Genomic DNA, 13,591 nt, shown 5'->3' on the forward strand with positions numbered 1-13,591 from the left:
CGTCGGCGACCGCGTGCGCCTTGGCGGCCGCGAGGAGCCCGACCAGCTCCGGGCCGGTGAGGTCGCGACCGAGCTCGGCCCGCGCGTCGGCGACCGCGGCGTCCTCGTCCACCCCCGGTGCGACGAGCACCGGCTCGATGCCGGTCTGCGCGAGGAGGGCGCGGCGGGCGGGGGAGGTACTCGCGAGGTACAGACGCATGGGAACATCGAACCATGGGTGAATCCGTCGGAACGCTGCTCGAACTCGACGTCACCGGGATCGCCCACGGCGGCATCTCGGTGGCACGGCACGAGGGGCGCGTGGTCTTCGTCTCGGACGCGGTGCCGGGCGAGCGCGTCGTGGCGCGCGTGACCGAGGACCGGAAGAAGTCGTTCTGGCGCGCCGACACGGTGTCCGTCGTGACGCCGAGCGAGCACCGCGTCGACCACGTCTGGCCGGAGGCCGCCCTCGACCGCGACCCCGCGGTGCGCGCCGGCGGGGCGGAGTTCGGGCACATCGCCCTGCCACACCAGCGCACGCTCAAGCACGACGTCCTGGTCGACGCGTTCTCCCGCTTCGCCCGCACCGACCTGACCGAGGTCCTCGGGCACGACGTCGTGGTCGAGGCCGCTCCCGGCGACGACGAGGCGAACGGCCTCGGTTGGCGCACGCGTGTCCGGCTGCACGTCGACGAGGACGGCACGGCGGGCCCGTTCGCCTCGCGCTCCCACACGGTCGTGCCGGTGACCTCGCTCCCGCTCGCCGCCGCGCGCGTGCAGGAGAGCGCGCCGCTCGGACGCGGTGCGATGCCGGGCGCGTCGGTCGTCGACGTCCTCGCGCCGAGCGGCGCCGAAGGGGCCCGGCTCGTGATCGACGAGCAGAAGCCCACCGTCGTGACCGAGCTCGTGGGGGAGCGCTCGTTCACCGTCGACGACAACGGCTTCTGGCAGGTGCATCGCCAGGCCCCGGCCGTGCTCACCGCGGCGGTGCAGGACCTGGTCGACCGTGACCGCCTCGACCCGGAGGGGCAGCACCTCGACCTGTACGGCGGCGTCGGACTGCTCGCTGCCGCGCTCGGGGACGTCGTCGGCCCGAAGGCCCGCATCACCAGCGTCGAGAGCGCGCCCCGGGCCACCGAGCACGCGCAGGAGAACCTGGCGGAGTGGATCGGCGCCCGCGCCGAGACCGGCCGGGTGGACCGCTGGCTCGCGCGGACGGCCGCGGACGCGTCGCGACCCGAGCTGCAGCGCTTCCGCGCCGGAACGATCGTGCTCGACCCGCCGCGCTCGGGTGCCGGGCGCGAGGTCGTCGTGCAGGTCGCGGCGCTCCAGCCCGCCCAGGTCGTGTACGTCGCGTGTGACCCGGTCGCCCTGGCGCGCGACGTGGCGACGTTCGCCGACCTCGGGTACCGGCTCGAGGCACTGCGGGCGTTCGACCTGTTCCCGCACACCCACCACCTCGAGGCGGTCGCGCGCCTGGTGCCGATCGCCTGACCCCGAGGCCGCAGTGTGACGCGGTGTCCCACAACTCCGAGTCTGGGTCCGACCTGGGTATCCTTGGTCGGTGATCGCTCCCGGCGACAGGGGCCGGGCGTGCATCGGAACGAGAGGCCACCGTGGCAGCAGACACGAACACCAGCAGCGGAGCGACCGGACTGGCCACCAGGCCCGTCCGCGTCGCGATCGTCGACGACCACGAGTCCGTGCGGCTCGGCATCCAGGCGGCGTGCCAGAACGAGGGGTTCGAGGTGGTGCTCACCGCCGCGAGCGTGCCCGAGTACGTCGCGCAGCTCGGCGGGCGTGAGGTCGACGTCGTCGTGCTCGACCTGTCGCTCGGCGACGGCTCGACCGTGACCGCGAACGTGAAGGGTGTGCAGGGCACCGGTTCCGCGGTGCTCGTCCACTCGATCGCCGACCGCGTCGCGAGCGTGCGCGAGGCACTGGCTGCAGGGGCGGCCGGGGTCATCCCGAAGTCGTCGGCGACGAAGACCGTCATGGCCGCCGTCGCGACCGTCGCCCGCGGAGACGTCCTCAACAACCTCGAGTGGGCGAGCGCGATCGACGCCGACCGGGACTTCGCCAAGGCGCAGCTCGGTCGCCGTGAGCGCGAGATCCTGCACCTGTACGCCTCGGGACTGCCGCTCAAGCTCGCGGCCCAGCAGCTCGGCATCGGGTACTCGACGGCGCGCGAGTACCTCGACCGCATCCGCGTGAAGTACGTCGAGGTGGGCCGTCCCGCGCCGACCAAGGTCGACCTGCTCCGCCGCGCGGTCGAGGACGGCATCCTGCCCGGGCTCGACTCGGGCATCGACCCCGACACCGACGGCCGCTGACCCGTATGGCCACCACGGCCCGGCCGGCGCGGTCGGCAGGGGCCCCGGCGGGAGCAGCCGGAGCGGCGCGACCGGCGGACGGCGCGATCCCGGCCGAGCCGGCACCGTTCGGCGCCGACCCCCTGCGCGGGGTGCGTCCGACGATCACGCAGGCGTCGGTCGAGCGGCTGTTCGCGATCCTCATCGCGATCGCCGCGGTCGCCTACGGTGCCGTCTACGCACCGCAGGTCGTCGGACAGCTGCCGTACCTCGACCCGGTGTGGGGACCGGTCGCGGCGGTGGCCCTCGGCGCCTCGTTCGTCGCGGTCGGGGTGTCCGCGTTCGCGCAGCGCTGGGCGCAGGTCGCCCAGATCGTGTGCGCGTTGCTGCTCCTCGTCGTGCTCGTCACCTGGCCGCTCACCGTCCGCGAGGACATCCCGGACGACCAGTACCCCTGGCCGTGGTGGTTCCTCACCGTGGGGTCGACGGCGGCGGCGATGGGGTTCGCCCCGTGGCGCGCGACCGTCTACACCGCACTCGTGCCCGCCGTGTACGCCGTCGTGCGACTCACCCCGGCCGGTGGCGACGCCGGGGCCAGCGCGGTGCTCCAGGGCGTCTACACGGCGATCCTCAGCGGTGCGGTCCTCGTCATCGCGGTGCTCCTCCGCCGGGCGGCCGCGTCCGTGGACACGGCACAGGCCACCGCGGTCCGGCGCTACTCGCTCGCGATCCGTGAGCACGCGACCGAGGTCGAGCGGGTGCAGGTGGACGCGATCGTGCACGACAGCGTCCTGACGACGCTGCTCTCGGCCGCGCGGGCGGAGACGCCCGAGGCGAAGGCCCTCGCCGCACGCATGGCCCGCAACGCCATCGACCACCTCGGTGCCGCCGCGGCCGACCTGCCGGGGGAGGCCCCGCCGGTGACGGTGCACGACCTCCGTGGTCGGATCACCGCGGCGGTCGGCGCGCTCGCGGCCCCGGTGCACCTCCGTGATGCGCCGGTCGGGGGCATGCGGCTCCCCGCGACGGTGGCGGACGCACTGGCCTCGGCGGCGCTGCAGGCCTCGGTCAACAGCGTGCAGCACGCCGGAGGGCCGGAGGTGGACCGGTGGGTCCGGGTCGAGCAGCGCGGTGGCGCCGTGCACGTCGAGGTCGGCGACGACGGTGCCGGCTTCGACCTCGGCGCCGTCCCGGCCGCACGGCTCGGCGTCCGTCGGTCGATCATCGAGCGCGTGCAGGCCGTGGGCGGCACGGCGGTGGTCGCGAGCAACCCCGGGGCGGGGACGCGGATCCGGCTCGAGTGGCACCCGGAGGAGCGCGCATGAGGGTATCGCTGCCGGCCGGCATCGCGATCGGGCTCGCCGCGCTGTTCTCGCTCTTCCACCTCGTGCTCGGCGTGGCGTCGTTCGGGGTGGTCCGCGAGGTCGGCCCCGTGCTCACGTGCATGGCGCTCTACGCGGCGGCCAGCGCCGTGGCGATCTTCCTGCCCGGCCGCACGCTGCCGGTCTGGGCCGCCTGCTTCTGCCTCGCCACCGCGCTCGTCATGCCGGTCATCGCCGCACCCGTGGTCGACCTCGCGGACAAGAACGACTCGACCACCTGGTGGATCGCCGCGATCGGCACGCTCATGGTCGTGCTCGTCGTCCGCGGACGCCGGGCCTTCGCATGGGTCGGCGTCGTCTTCGTCACGCTCTTCGGCGTGGCCTGGGGCGGACCCGGGGCGTTCGGGGAGCTCGGCCTCGTCGGCAACCTGACGTGGGTCGCGGTCGCCACCGGGTTCGCCGTGGCGATGGCCCGGGCGACCCGGACCACCCAGGAGTTCCTCCGCGCCGAGCAGGAGACCGCGGACTGGCAGGCTGCCCAGGACGCGCACGTGTTCGAGCGGCAGTTCCGCCTCAGCCAGACCACGAGGATGGCGCTGCCGATGCTGCAGCGGGTGATCGAGCAGGACGGGGACCTGACCGACGCCGAGCGCGCGGAGTGCCTGCACCTCGAGCAGGCGATCCGCGACGAGATCCGCGGTCGGGCGCTGCTGTCGGACGACGTCCGCGACGAGGTCATGCGCCTGCGCCGTCGTGGCGCCACGGTGCAGCTGCACGACGACGGCGGTCTCGACGACCTCGAGATGGACGACCTCCGCCGCGTGCACGCCGAGATCGCGGACGCGCTGCGCCGTGCCCGGGGTGCCGACAACGTCATCGTGCGCACGGTCGGCGAGGGGTCGGAGGCGGCGGTCACGATCGTCGGGCTGCGACTGGACACCGCGGCGAGCGAGTCCGCGGCACTCGGTGCCGGTGCCGACGACGATGACGACGAGGACGACTCCGTGGTGCTCTGGACCGAGATCCCGCGCCGCGCGGCGGTCTGAGGACGCTCGCGAGACGAGGCCACACCAGACCGGACGGTCCGGAAACGGGGAACGGGCCGGTCCCGAGGAACCGGCCCGTTCACGACCCGAGCCTGAGCGACAACCCGAATGTCGCCCTGGCTCGCAGCTGGTCGGAGGCGTCGTACCCTAGTCGGCCACCGACCAACGATGTTCTTCTGTGAAGGACACCGAACACGAACAACTATGCCCGCAGAGCGGAGCCGTGTCAGTCGTCATTATGGGGGACAAATCACGCAGGACCGGCGGCTCCGCACCGGCCTTGTCCCCCGATGGAGGGGAGACCGACCGGGAAGTGCACCGCGCAACCGGGCGGCAGGGTCGGCGGTGCGCGGTGCGACAGGGGTACATCGCGCCGGCGGTACCCCCGATCGCACGAGACCCAGAACGCGCCACTCCCCGGAACGCACGAGACCCCCGCCGGTGATCGGCGGGGGTCTCGGGTGCGGCGTGCGGTTCGTGCACACCACGGGGTGGTCAGCGCAGCGATCGGCTCCAGGCGCCACGGCCGTGGTCGAGCGGACGACGGAGGCCGCGGGCGGACGTGTCCCACCCGGCACGCGGCGAGTCGGTGACCTCGGCCCGGCCGAGCGCGGCGGCCTCGTCGGCCTGCCGCTGGAGGACAGCGACGACGGCTGCGAGCTCCTCGGGCGACGGGTCGCCGGAGACGACGCGGACGTCGGCCGCGACGGGGGCGGTGGCCTCCTCGGTGACGGAGGCGTCCGCGGGGACGTGTGCTGCGTGCCTGCCCATCAGAGCGGGATGTTCCCGTGCTTCTTCGGCGGCAGCGAGGCGCGCTTGCCCCGGAGCGCCCGCAGCGCCTTGATGACGGAGACGCGCGTTGCGTGCGGCTGGATGATGCCGTCGAGCTCGCCGCGCTCGGCAGCCAGGTACGGCGACGCCACGTTGTAGGTGTACTCGTTCGCGAGCCGGGTGCGGACCGCGGCGACGTCCTCGCCCGCCTCCTCCGCGCGCTTGATCTCGGCGCGGTACAGGATGTTGACGGCACCCTGACCGCCCATGACGGCGATCTCGGCGGTCGGCCATGCCAGGTTGATGTCGGCGCCGAGCTGCTTCGACCCCATCACGATGTACGCGCCGCCGTAGGCCTTCCGCGTGATGACGGTGACGAGAGGCACGGTCGCCTCGGCGTACGCGTACAGCAGCTTGGCACCGCGGCGGATCACGCCGGTCCACTCCTGGTCGGTGCCGGGCAGGTACCCGGGGACGTCCACGAGCGTCAGGATCGGGATGCCGAACGCGTCGCAGAACCGGACGAAGCGCGCGGCCTTCTCGCCGGCGTCGATGTTCAGCGTCCCGGCCATCGCCTGCGGCTGGTTCGCGATGATGCCGACCGTGCGGCCCTCGACCCGGCCGAAGCCGATCATGATGTTCGGCGCGAAGAGCGGCTGGACCTCGAGGAACTCGCCGTCGTCGACGATGTGCTCGACGATCGTGGTGACGTCGTACGGCTGGTTCGTCGAGTCGGGGATGACGACGTCGAGCTCGTGGTCGGCGTCGGTCGTCTCGAGCTCCGGTGCGACGTCGTACGCGGGCGGGTCGGACAGGTTGTTGTCCGGCAGGAACCCGACGAGCGATCGTGCGTAGTCGAGCGCGTCGGTCTCGTCCTCGGCCAGGTAGTGCGCCACGCCCGAGACGGCGTTGTGCGTCTGGGCCCCGCCGAGCTCCTCGAACCCGACGTCCTCGCCGGTGACGGTCTTGATGACGTCCGGGCCGGTGACGAACATGTGGCTCGTCTTGTCGACCATGATCACGAAGTCGGTGAGGGCGGGGGAGTACACCGCACCGCCGGCAGCCGGACCCATCACGATGGAGATCTGCGGGATGACCCCGGACGCCTGCGTGTTGAGGCGGAAGATCTCGCCGTACTTGCCCAGGGCGACGACGCCCTCCTGGATGCGGGCGCCGCCGGAGTCGAGGATGCCGATGATCGGGACGCCGGTCTTCAGCGCGTGCTGCATGACCTTGACGATCTTCTCGCCGGCGACCTCGCCGAGCGATCCGCCGAAGACGGTGAAGTCCTGCGCGTAGACCGCGACGTTGCGGCCGTGGATCGTGCCGACGCCGGTCACGACGGCGTCGCCGTAGGGGCGCTTGGCGTCCATGCCGAACGAGGTGGTGCGGTGGCGGACGAACTCGTCGAACTCGACGAAGGAGTTCTCGTCGAGGAGCTGCTCGATGCGCTCGCGGGCGGTGCCCTTGCCCTTCGCGTGCTGCTTGGCGATGGCGGCCTCGCCCGCGGCAGTCACGGCCTCGTGGTAGCGGTCGCGCAGGTCCGCGAGGCGACCGGCCGTGGTCGAGAGGTCGGGGGTGTCTCCTGTGGTCACCCGCTCACCCTACCGGCGGGCGGGACGGGGCCGGTTGGAGGACCCCCACGGTTCCTGGCCGTAGATTTGCGTGCATGTCCACACCCGTCCCGTCGGTCCTGCCGCGTGCCCGTGCCGTCGTCGAGGCCGCGGGCGGGCTGTTCGACCACGTCGAGCGCACCGGGTCCACGAACGCCGACCTGCTGGCCGCCGCGCCCGATCGGGCGCACGGCAGCGTCGTGGCCACGCTCGACCAGACGGCCGGGCGCGGGCGGCTCGACCGGTCCTGGACCGCGCCCGCCGGACAGACCCTCGCGGTGAGCCTGCTCCTGCGCGCCGACCTGGACGCCCGCGACCGCGGGTGGCTGCCCCTGGTGGCCGGCACCGCGATGCGCGACGCGGTGTCCGCGGCGCTGGCGGACGTCGACGAGCCGGGTCGCGCCTCCCGTCCGGAGGCCGACGCGACGTCCCCGACGGAGCCGCGCGTCCTCGTGAAGTGGCCGAACGACGTGCTGGTCGACGGGCGCAAGGTGTGCGGCATCCTCTGCCAGGTGGCGGCGGACGGCAGCGTCGTCGTCGGCGCCGGCGTCAACCTGACGATCCCGGCCGACGCGCTGCCCACGCCGACGTCCACGTCGCTCGCGGTCGCGGGCGCACGCGACGACGCCGTCACGCTGGCCGACGCGGTCCTGGCCGACTGGTCCGCGGCCGTCCTGGAGGCGGTGCGCGCGTTGGTCGCGGGAGGTCCGGGTGCCGGGGCGGTCCGGTCCCGCGTCCGCGCGGCCTGCGGCACGATCGGTCGCCGCGTCCGTCTGGAGCTGCCCGACGGCACCGTCGACGTCGTCGACGCCACGGGCATCGACGACGACGGTCGGATCACGATCCGGGATCGGGACGGGCGATCCAGGGGCGTCGCGGTGGGGGACCTCACCCACCTGCGGTATGCATGACGGCATGACCGCCGAGCCGCCGCCCGAACGCGTCGTCGCGCGGCTCCGACCGCACGCGCGCCGGCTCGTCCGCCCCGCGGTCTTCGTGGTGCTCGTCGCCCTGGCCGGAGGGTTCGGCTTCGGTGTCTTCCGTGCGCAGCTCGCCTGGCTGAACGCGGTGGTCGCCGGCCTGACGGTGCTGCTCGTCGTGCTCGGCGGGCTCGTGCCGCTGCTGCGCTGGATGTCGGAGCGGTACGTCGTGACCACCCGGCGGCTCGTCGTGGTGCACGGTCTCGGGACGCGCACGCGCCGGGAGCTCCTGCACTCGCGGGGGTACGACGTGACGGTGCGCCGGCGCGGGCTGCAGGGCGTGTGGCGGTCCGGGGACGTGCTCGTCTTCCCCGGCGAGGAGACGCCCGTCGTGCTCGGGGACGTCCCGCACGCGGACCTCGTGGTGGCCGTGCTCCACGACCTCGTCGAGGCGCACGAGGCCCGGCGTCGGCACCGGGAGCCGGACTGGGACGAGATCGTCGGCGGGTACTGACCGGAGCCGAGTTCACCTCATGATCACCGTGTCCCGGCAGGGCCGGACCACGGTGTCGGGTAGCGTCGTCCCGTGCGCATCTCCGTCATCGGCTGCGGGTACCTCGGTGCCGTGCACGCCGCCTCCATGGCCAAGCTCGGACACGAGGTCGTCGCGGTCGACGTCGACCCGGTCAAGATCGAGCGGCTCGCCGCGGGCGAGGCCCCGTTCTTCGAGCCCGGACTGCCCGAGACCCTCGCCGAGGCGCTCGCCTCCGGGCGCATCGAGTTCACGACCGACTCCTCCCGGGTCGCCGGAGCGCGAGTGCACTTCCTCGCCGTCGGGACGCCCCAGGGGCCGACGGGAGCGGCCGACCTGACCTACGTCGACACCGCGGTGACGGACCTGCTGCCGCACCTGGCCCCGGGGGACCTGGTCGTCGGCAAGTCCACCGTCCCGGTCGGCACCGCCGCCCGGCTCGCCGAGCGCGTGCGCGAGGCGCAGCCCGAGGCGACCCTCGTCTGGAACCCCGAGTTCCTGCGCGAGGGGTTCGCCGTGCAGGACACCGTCTCGCCCGACCGGTTCGTCTACGGCGTGCCCGACGGCGCGGCCGGGGAGCGCGCCGTCGCCGTCCTCGACGAGGTCTACGAGCAGGCCCTCGCCGCCGGCATCCCGCGGCTCGTCGTCGACCTGCCGACCAGCGAGCTCGTCAAGATCAGTGCGAACGCGTTCCTCGCGACGAAGATCTCGTTCATCAACGCCATGGCGGAGATCGCCGAGGTCGCCGGCGCGGACGTCACGGCGCTCGCCGACGCGATCGGGTACGACGACCGGATCGGTCGGAAGTTCCTGAACGCCGGCCTCGGGTTCGGCGGCGGGTGCCTGCCCAAGGACATCCGCGCGTTCCAGGCGCGTGCCGACGAGTTGGGCGTCGGACGGTCGCTCGGGTTCCTCGCCGAGGTCGACGCGATCAACCTGCGGCGTCGCGCCCACGTGGCGACCCTCGCCGGTGAGCTGCTCGGCGGCTCCGTCGCGGGGCGCCGCGTGGCCGTGCTCGGTCTCGCGTTCAAGCCGAACTCCGACGACGTCCGCGACTCGCCGGCGCTCGACATCGCCGCACGCCTCGTCGAGCTCGGGGCGACGGTGCTGGCGTACGACCCCGCCGCGAACCACACCGCAGCCCGGGTGCGCCCGGAGGTCGAGACCGTCGACTCCGCCGCCGAGGCGCTGCGTGACGCCGACCTCGTGCTCGTGCTGACCGAGTGGGCCGAGTTCCGCGAGCTCGACCCGCGGGTCGTCGCCGACCTCGTCGCCGCACCCGTCGTGCTCGACGGCCGGAACTGCCTCGACCGCGACGCGTGGACCGCCGCCGGGTTCACCGTGCGCGGCATGGGGCGGTGATCGGCGCGGTCGCTCGCTGACCGTGCCCGCGCGCGGTCAGTCGGTGCGCCGCCCAGCCGCGGCCCGCAGCACCGCCCGGTACCGTTCGCCGATGCGGTCACCGGTGTAGGACTCCGCGACCCCTCCGGCCCCGGTCTGCCACCGCTCCCGCCCGTCCCGGTCGGTGAGGGCGCGCCGGAGCGCCGAGACCAGCGCGTCGACGTCGCCGGGCGGCACGAGGAGACCGGAGACGTCGTCCTGCACGACGTCACGGATCCCCGGCAGGTCGCTCGCGACGACGGCGGCCCCGACGGCGGCGGCCTCGAGGAGCGTCACGGGGAGCCCCTCCTGGTCGCCGTTCGACGCGGGGACGGACGGCACCACGACCACCTCGGCGGACGCCAGCGCGTCGAGGACCTCGTCCTTCCCGCGCTGACCGACGAAGGTGACCGGCAGTCCTGCGGCCCGCCGCTCCAGTCCGGCGCGGAGCGGGCCGTCACCGACGACGACCAGCTCCCACGCGACGTCGTCGATGCGTCGCAGCGCGTCGAGGAGGACCGCGAAGCCCTTCTTCTCGACGAGCCGACCGACGGCCACCACCCGTCCCGGCACCCGTGCGGTCCGTGCCCGGGCGGCTGCGGCCGGCCCGGTCTCGACGCCCATCGGCACGACGCTCGTCCCGGCCTCGGGGACACCCCACCGCGTGAGCCGCTCGCGCATCTCGCCGTTGACCGTCGTCACGTGCGCCGCACGTCGCAGCACCCAGCGCTTCAGGCGTACCAGGGGTGCGGCGCGCAGGGCGTAGACGTCGCCGCCGTGCGTGGTGACGACCATCGGCACCCGGGGCGCGGCGAGGGTCGCGACCAGGGCCTGCGGGACGGCCCAGTGGGCGTGCACGACGTCGGGTCGACCCGCCCGGACCGCGCGTCGGACCGCCAGGTACTGCGCCACGAGCAGGGCCGGGACCTGCAGCACGCGGCTGCGGCGGGCCCGGAGGTTGTCGAGGATCGCCCCGTCGGCGAGGTCCTCGAACCGTCGGGAGAAGTACGGGTAGCGCACCACCCGGACCCCGTCGACGACCTCGTCGGCGGCGGCACCGGGCACCCGGGGCGTGAGGACGACGGTGTCGAACTCCTCGGCTTCGTGCCGCGCGAGGTCGAGCACGAACGCGGGCACGCCGTCGTCGGGCCGGGCGGGGAAGGTCGATGCGAGGACGAGGAGCCTCGACCGCCGGTGCGGCGCACCGTCCTGGCCGGGGGCGGCGCCTCCGGCGGGGTCCTCAGCGGGCTCGGCGGTCGGTCGGAGGCGCATCGAGCCATCCTACGGACGACATCGTGCCCCGGTGGCCTGCGCGGCGGCGGTTCAGACCTCGTGCGGGAGCCGGGCGTCCTCGGTGACGACCGTGCGCTCGGCCTCCTGCTGCACCCGGTCGGGGTGGTACACCCACACCTTGTAGAGCCAGAAGCGGAAGGCGGTGCCGAGCAGGAGCCCGATCACGTTGCCGGACACGTTGTCCGCGAACGCCGACGTGAAGCCGAGCACGTAGTGGGAGATCCCGAGGCAGCCGAGCGAGATGGCCATGCCACCCAGCGAGACGACGAGGAACTCCACGCCCTCCCGCGCGGCGACCGACCGACGCTGGTGGCGGAACGTCCAGTACCGGTTGCCCAACCAGTTCACGGCGATGGCGAGCACCGTCGAGATCACCTTCGCCCAGAAGGGCCCCGAGTGCACCTCGTCGGGGGACAGCACGGTGGCGCGCAGCAGGTTGAACACGCTGAAGTCGACGACGAAGCCGACGGCTCCGACGACTCCGAAGCGGGCCAGCTGCGCGATGAGTCGCCGCACGTCGTCTCCAAGATCCGTAGAGTTGTGGGTGGCCGGGCGGACCCCGGCAGGCGCCGGTCGGCGACCGGCAGAACCTCCATTGTAGACAACGTGCTCTCACCGACCGGTGGGAGCGGCGGAAGGAACACACAGCATGGCCTTGCGTGTCGGAGTCGTCGGCGGCGGACAGCTCGCCCGGATGATGGTCCCCGCTGCTGTCGAGCTCGGTCTCGACATCCGCGTCCTCGCCGAGGGCCCGGGCATGTCGGCGGCCATCGCCGCCACCGCCGAGGGCGACTACCACGACCTCGACACGGTCCTCGCCTTCGCCCGCGGGGTGGATGCGGTCACCTTCGACCACGAGCACGTGCCGCAGGACGTCCTGCGGGGCCTCGTCGAGGCCGGGATCGCCGTGCACCCGGGGCCCGAGGCGCTCGCGGTCGCCCAGGACAAGATCGTCATGCGGCAGCGCCTCAGCGACCTCGGCCTGCCGGTGCCGGACTGGGCCGCCGTGCACGACGCGGAGGAACTCCGCGCCTTCCTCACCGACCACGGCGGGCGAGCCGTCGTCAAGACCGCCCGCGGCGGCTACGACGGCAAGGGCGTCCGAGTGGTCGCCGACGCCTCGGACGTCGACGACTGGTTCGTGGCGATCGCCGAGTCCGGCTCCGACCAGGCGCTCCTCGTCGAGGAGCTCGTGCCCTTCACCCGCGAGCTCGCCCAGTCGGTCGCGCGACGCCCCTCCGGGGAGATCGTCGCCTGGCCCCTCGTCGAGACCGTCCAGCGCGACGGCGTCTGCGCCGAGGTCATCGCGCCGGCGCCCGCGAGCGCCGGCCGGCTCGCCGACGCGGCGGAGTCGCTCGCGGTGCGCATCGCGGAGGAGCTCGGTGTCACCGGGGTGCTCGCCGTCGAGCTGTTCCAGACCGCCGACGAGCGCATCCTCGTGAACGAGCTCGCGATGCGGCCGCACAACACCGGTCACTGGACGATCGACGGCGCGACGACGAGCCAGTTCGAGCAGCACCTCCGGGCGGTGCTCGACCTGCCGCTCGGGGCGACCGGGTCGCACGACCCGGTCGCGGTGATGGTGAACGTGCTCGGGGGACCTGCCGACGGCGACCTCGCCGCCCGGTACCCCGGCGCGCTCGCGGCCTTCCCCGACGCCAAGCTGCACTTCTACGGCAAGTCCCCACGACCCGGCCGCAAGGTCGGGCACGTGACGGTCACCGGGGACGACGTCGACGACGTCGTGTACCGGGCGCGTGCAGCGGCCGCCCACTTCGACGACTGACGCGCGGACGAGCCGCTGGGACCGCGCGGGGTGACCCGCGCGGTCGGAGCGGGTCGCGTCTCCCGTCCGGAGGCGCGCGGTGCGTACGCACCGCGTCCGCTGGGCTCGGCTAGCCTCGTGTCGTGACCGACACCACCGCGCCCTCCCCGCTCGTCTCGATCATCATGGGGTCGGACTCCGACTGGCCCACCATGCGCGCAGCGGCGGACGCCCTCGCCGAGCTCGCCGTCCCGTTCGAGGCCGACGTGGTGTCGGCGCACCGCACCCCGGACAAGATGGTGCGCTACGCCCGCGGTGCGGCCGGCCGTGGGATCCGCGTCGTCATCGCCGGCGCCGGCGGAGCCGCACACCTGCCCGGCATGGTCGCCTCGATGACGACCCTCCCCGTCATCGGCGTGCCCGTGCAGCTCGCACGACTGGACGGCCTCGACTCGCTGCTCTCGATCGTGCAGATGCCCGCGGGTGTCCCGGTGGCGACGATGGCGATCAACGGGGCCGCGAACGCAGGACTGCTCGCGGCGCGGATCATCGGCTCGTCGGAGCCGGACGTCGCCGCACGCCTCGCGGAGTACGCCGCCGGACTCGAGCGCGTCGTCGAGCGGAAGGCCGCGGCGCTCCGCGAGCAGGTCTGACGCCG

Annotated in this window: 14 protein-coding genes; 9 read left to right on the plus strand and 5 right to left on the minus strand. The window is 73.7% G+C overall.

Annotated elements, in window-relative coordinates; all coding sequences use genetic code 11:
• Positions 1-199: Maf family protein (locus D8M35_RS03925; RefSeq protein ID WP_174234685.1), on the minus strand; the 199-nt coding region annotated here is incomplete at its 3' end.
• 14 nt (positions 200-213) lie between these two features.
• On the opposite strand from D8M35_RS03925, the gene D8M35_RS03930 reads away from it, so the two are divergent.
• The 4 genes from D8M35_RS03930 to D8M35_RS03945 all read left to right on the plus strand — a co-directional run bounded on the left by D8M35_RS03930 (position 214) and on the right by D8M35_RS03945 (position 4,659).
• Complete coding sequence (locus D8M35_RS03930) at positions 214-1,473, plus strand: class I SAM-dependent RNA methyltransferase (RefSeq protein ID WP_126890669.1); 1,260 nt, start codon at positions 214-216, stop codon at positions 1,471-1,473.
• A gap of 122 nt (positions 1,474-1,595) precedes the next feature.
• Positions 1,596-2,312, plus strand: coding sequence for a response regulator transcription factor (locus tag D8M35_RS03935; RefSeq protein ID WP_058728855.1), 717 nt, complete (start codon positions 1,596-1,598; stop codon positions 2,310-2,312).
• A 5-nt stretch (positions 2,313-2,317) separates the two neighbouring features.
• Positions 2,318-3,616 (plus strand): sensor histidine kinase, encoded by a 1,299-nt coding sequence (locus tag D8M35_RS03940; protein ID WP_126890670.1) that lies wholly within the window; start codon positions 2,318-2,320, stop codon positions 3,614-3,616.
• Complete coding sequence (locus D8M35_RS03945) at positions 3,613-4,659, plus strand: hypothetical protein (RefSeq protein WP_126890671.1); 1,047 nt, start codon at positions 3,613-3,615, stop codon at positions 4,657-4,659. The genes D8M35_RS03940 and D8M35_RS03945 overlap by 4 nt, the downstream gene beginning before the upstream one ends.
• A gap of 495 nt (positions 4,660-5,154) precedes the next feature.
• Here the strand turns inward: D8M35_RS03945 and D8M35_RS03950 are convergent, their stop codons facing one another.
• Together D8M35_RS03950 and D8M35_RS03955 are read right to left on the minus strand one after the other, a co-directional pair.
• A complete protein-coding gene (locus tag D8M35_RS03950; protein ID WP_126890672.1) occupies positions 5,155-5,430 on the minus strand; it encodes an acyl-CoA carboxylase subunit epsilon in 276 nt (91 codons plus the stop codon).
• Complete coding sequence (locus D8M35_RS03955) at positions 5,430-7,025, minus strand: acyl-CoA carboxylase subunit beta (RefSeq protein ID WP_126890673.1); 1,596 nt, start codon at positions 7,023-7,025, stop codon at positions 5,430-5,432. The genes D8M35_RS03950 and D8M35_RS03955 overlap by 1 nt, the downstream gene beginning before the upstream one ends.
• 74 nt (positions 7,026-7,099) lie before the next feature.
• Between D8M35_RS03955 and D8M35_RS03960 the strand changes: the two genes are divergently transcribed.
• The 3 genes from D8M35_RS03960 (at position 7,100) to D8M35_RS03970 (ending at position 9,857) form a co-directional block, all read left to right on the plus strand.
• A complete protein-coding gene (locus D8M35_RS03960; RefSeq protein ID WP_126890674.1) occupies positions 7,100-7,954 on the plus strand; it encodes a biotin--[acetyl-CoA-carboxylase] ligase in 855 nt (284 codons plus the stop codon).
• Between the two features lie 4 nt (positions 7,955-7,958).
• On the plus strand, positions 7,959-8,477 hold the full coding sequence (locus D8M35_RS03965) for a PH domain-containing protein (protein WP_126890675.1): 519 nt from the start codon (positions 7,959-7,961) through the stop codon (positions 8,475-8,477).
• A 72-nt stretch (positions 8,478-8,549) separates the two neighbouring features.
• Positions 8,550-9,857, plus strand: a complete 1,308-nt coding sequence (locus tag D8M35_RS03970) for a UDP-glucose/GDP-mannose dehydrogenase family protein (protein ID WP_126890676.1) — start codon at positions 8,550-8,552, stop codon at positions 9,855-9,857.
• 36 nt (positions 9,858-9,893) lie between these two features.
• Here D8M35_RS03970 and D8M35_RS03975 read toward each other — a convergent pair whose 3' ends face one another.
• A complete protein-coding gene (locus D8M35_RS03975; protein WP_126890677.1) occupies positions 9,894-11,147 on the minus strand; it encodes a glycosyltransferase in 1,254 nt (417 codons plus the stop codon).
• A 51-nt stretch (positions 11,148-11,198) separates the two neighbouring features.
• Positions 11,199-11,684, minus strand: a complete 486-nt coding sequence (locus D8M35_RS03980) for a GtrA family protein (RefSeq protein WP_126890678.1) — start codon at positions 11,682-11,684, stop codon at positions 11,199-11,201.
• A gap of 133 nt (positions 11,685-11,817) precedes the next feature.
• On the opposite strand from D8M35_RS03980, the gene D8M35_RS03985 reads away from it, so the two are divergent.
• Entirely contained in the window at positions 11,818-12,954 is a 1,137-nt protein-coding gene (locus D8M35_RS03985) for a 5-(carboxyamino)imidazole ribonucleotide synthase (RefSeq protein WP_126890679.1), read from the plus strand.
• Between the two features lie 122 nt (positions 12,955-13,076).
• Positions 13,077-13,586 carry a 5-(carboxyamino)imidazole ribonucleotide mutase gene (purE, locus tag D8M35_RS03990; protein ID WP_238638084.1) on the plus strand — a complete coding sequence of 170 codons (510 nt, stop codon included), beginning with the start codon at positions 13,077-13,079 and terminating at the stop codon, positions 13,584-13,586.
• The last annotated feature ends 5 nt before the right edge of the window (positions 13,587-13,591 follow it).

This window comes from Curtobacterium sp. HSID17257 (assembly GCF_003989515.1).
Classification (GTDB): Bacteria; Actinomycetota; Actinomycetes; order Actinomycetales; family Microbacteriaceae; genus Curtobacterium.

Excerpts from the sequence above, each read along its gene's own strand:
- D8M35_RS03930 (WP_126890669.1), top strand. The coding sequence starts at position 214 with ATGGGTGAATCCGTCGGAACGCTGCTCGAACTCGACGTCACCGGGATC.
- D8M35_RS03940 (WP_126890670.1), top strand. The coding sequence starts at position 2,318 with ATGGCCACCACGGCCCGGCCGGCGCGGTCGGCAGGGGCCCCGGCGGGA.
- D8M35_RS03945 (WP_126890671.1), top strand. The coding sequence starts at position 3,613 with ATGAGGGTATCGCTGCCGGCCGGCATCGCGATCGGGCTCGCCGCGCTG.
- D8M35_RS03950 (WP_126890672.1), bottom strand. The coding sequence starts at position 5,430 with ATGGGCAGGCACGCAGCACACGTCCCCGCGGACGCCTCCGTCACCGAG.
- D8M35_RS03960 (WP_126890674.1), top strand. The coding sequence starts at position 7,100 with ATGTCCACACCCGTCCCGTCGGTCCTGCCGCGTGCCCGTGCCGTCGTC.
- D8M35_RS03965 (WP_126890675.1), top strand. The coding sequence starts at position 7,959 with ATGACCGCCGAGCCGCCGCCCGAACGCGTCGTCGCGCGGCTCCGACCG.
- D8M35_RS03975 (WP_126890677.1), bottom strand. The coding sequence starts at position 11,147 with ATGCGCCTCCGACCGACCGCCGAGCCCGCTGAGGACCCCGCCGGAGGC.
- D8M35_RS03985 (WP_126890679.1), top strand. The coding sequence starts at position 11,818 with ATGGCCTTGCGTGTCGGAGTCGTCGGCGGCGGACAGCTCGCCCGGATG.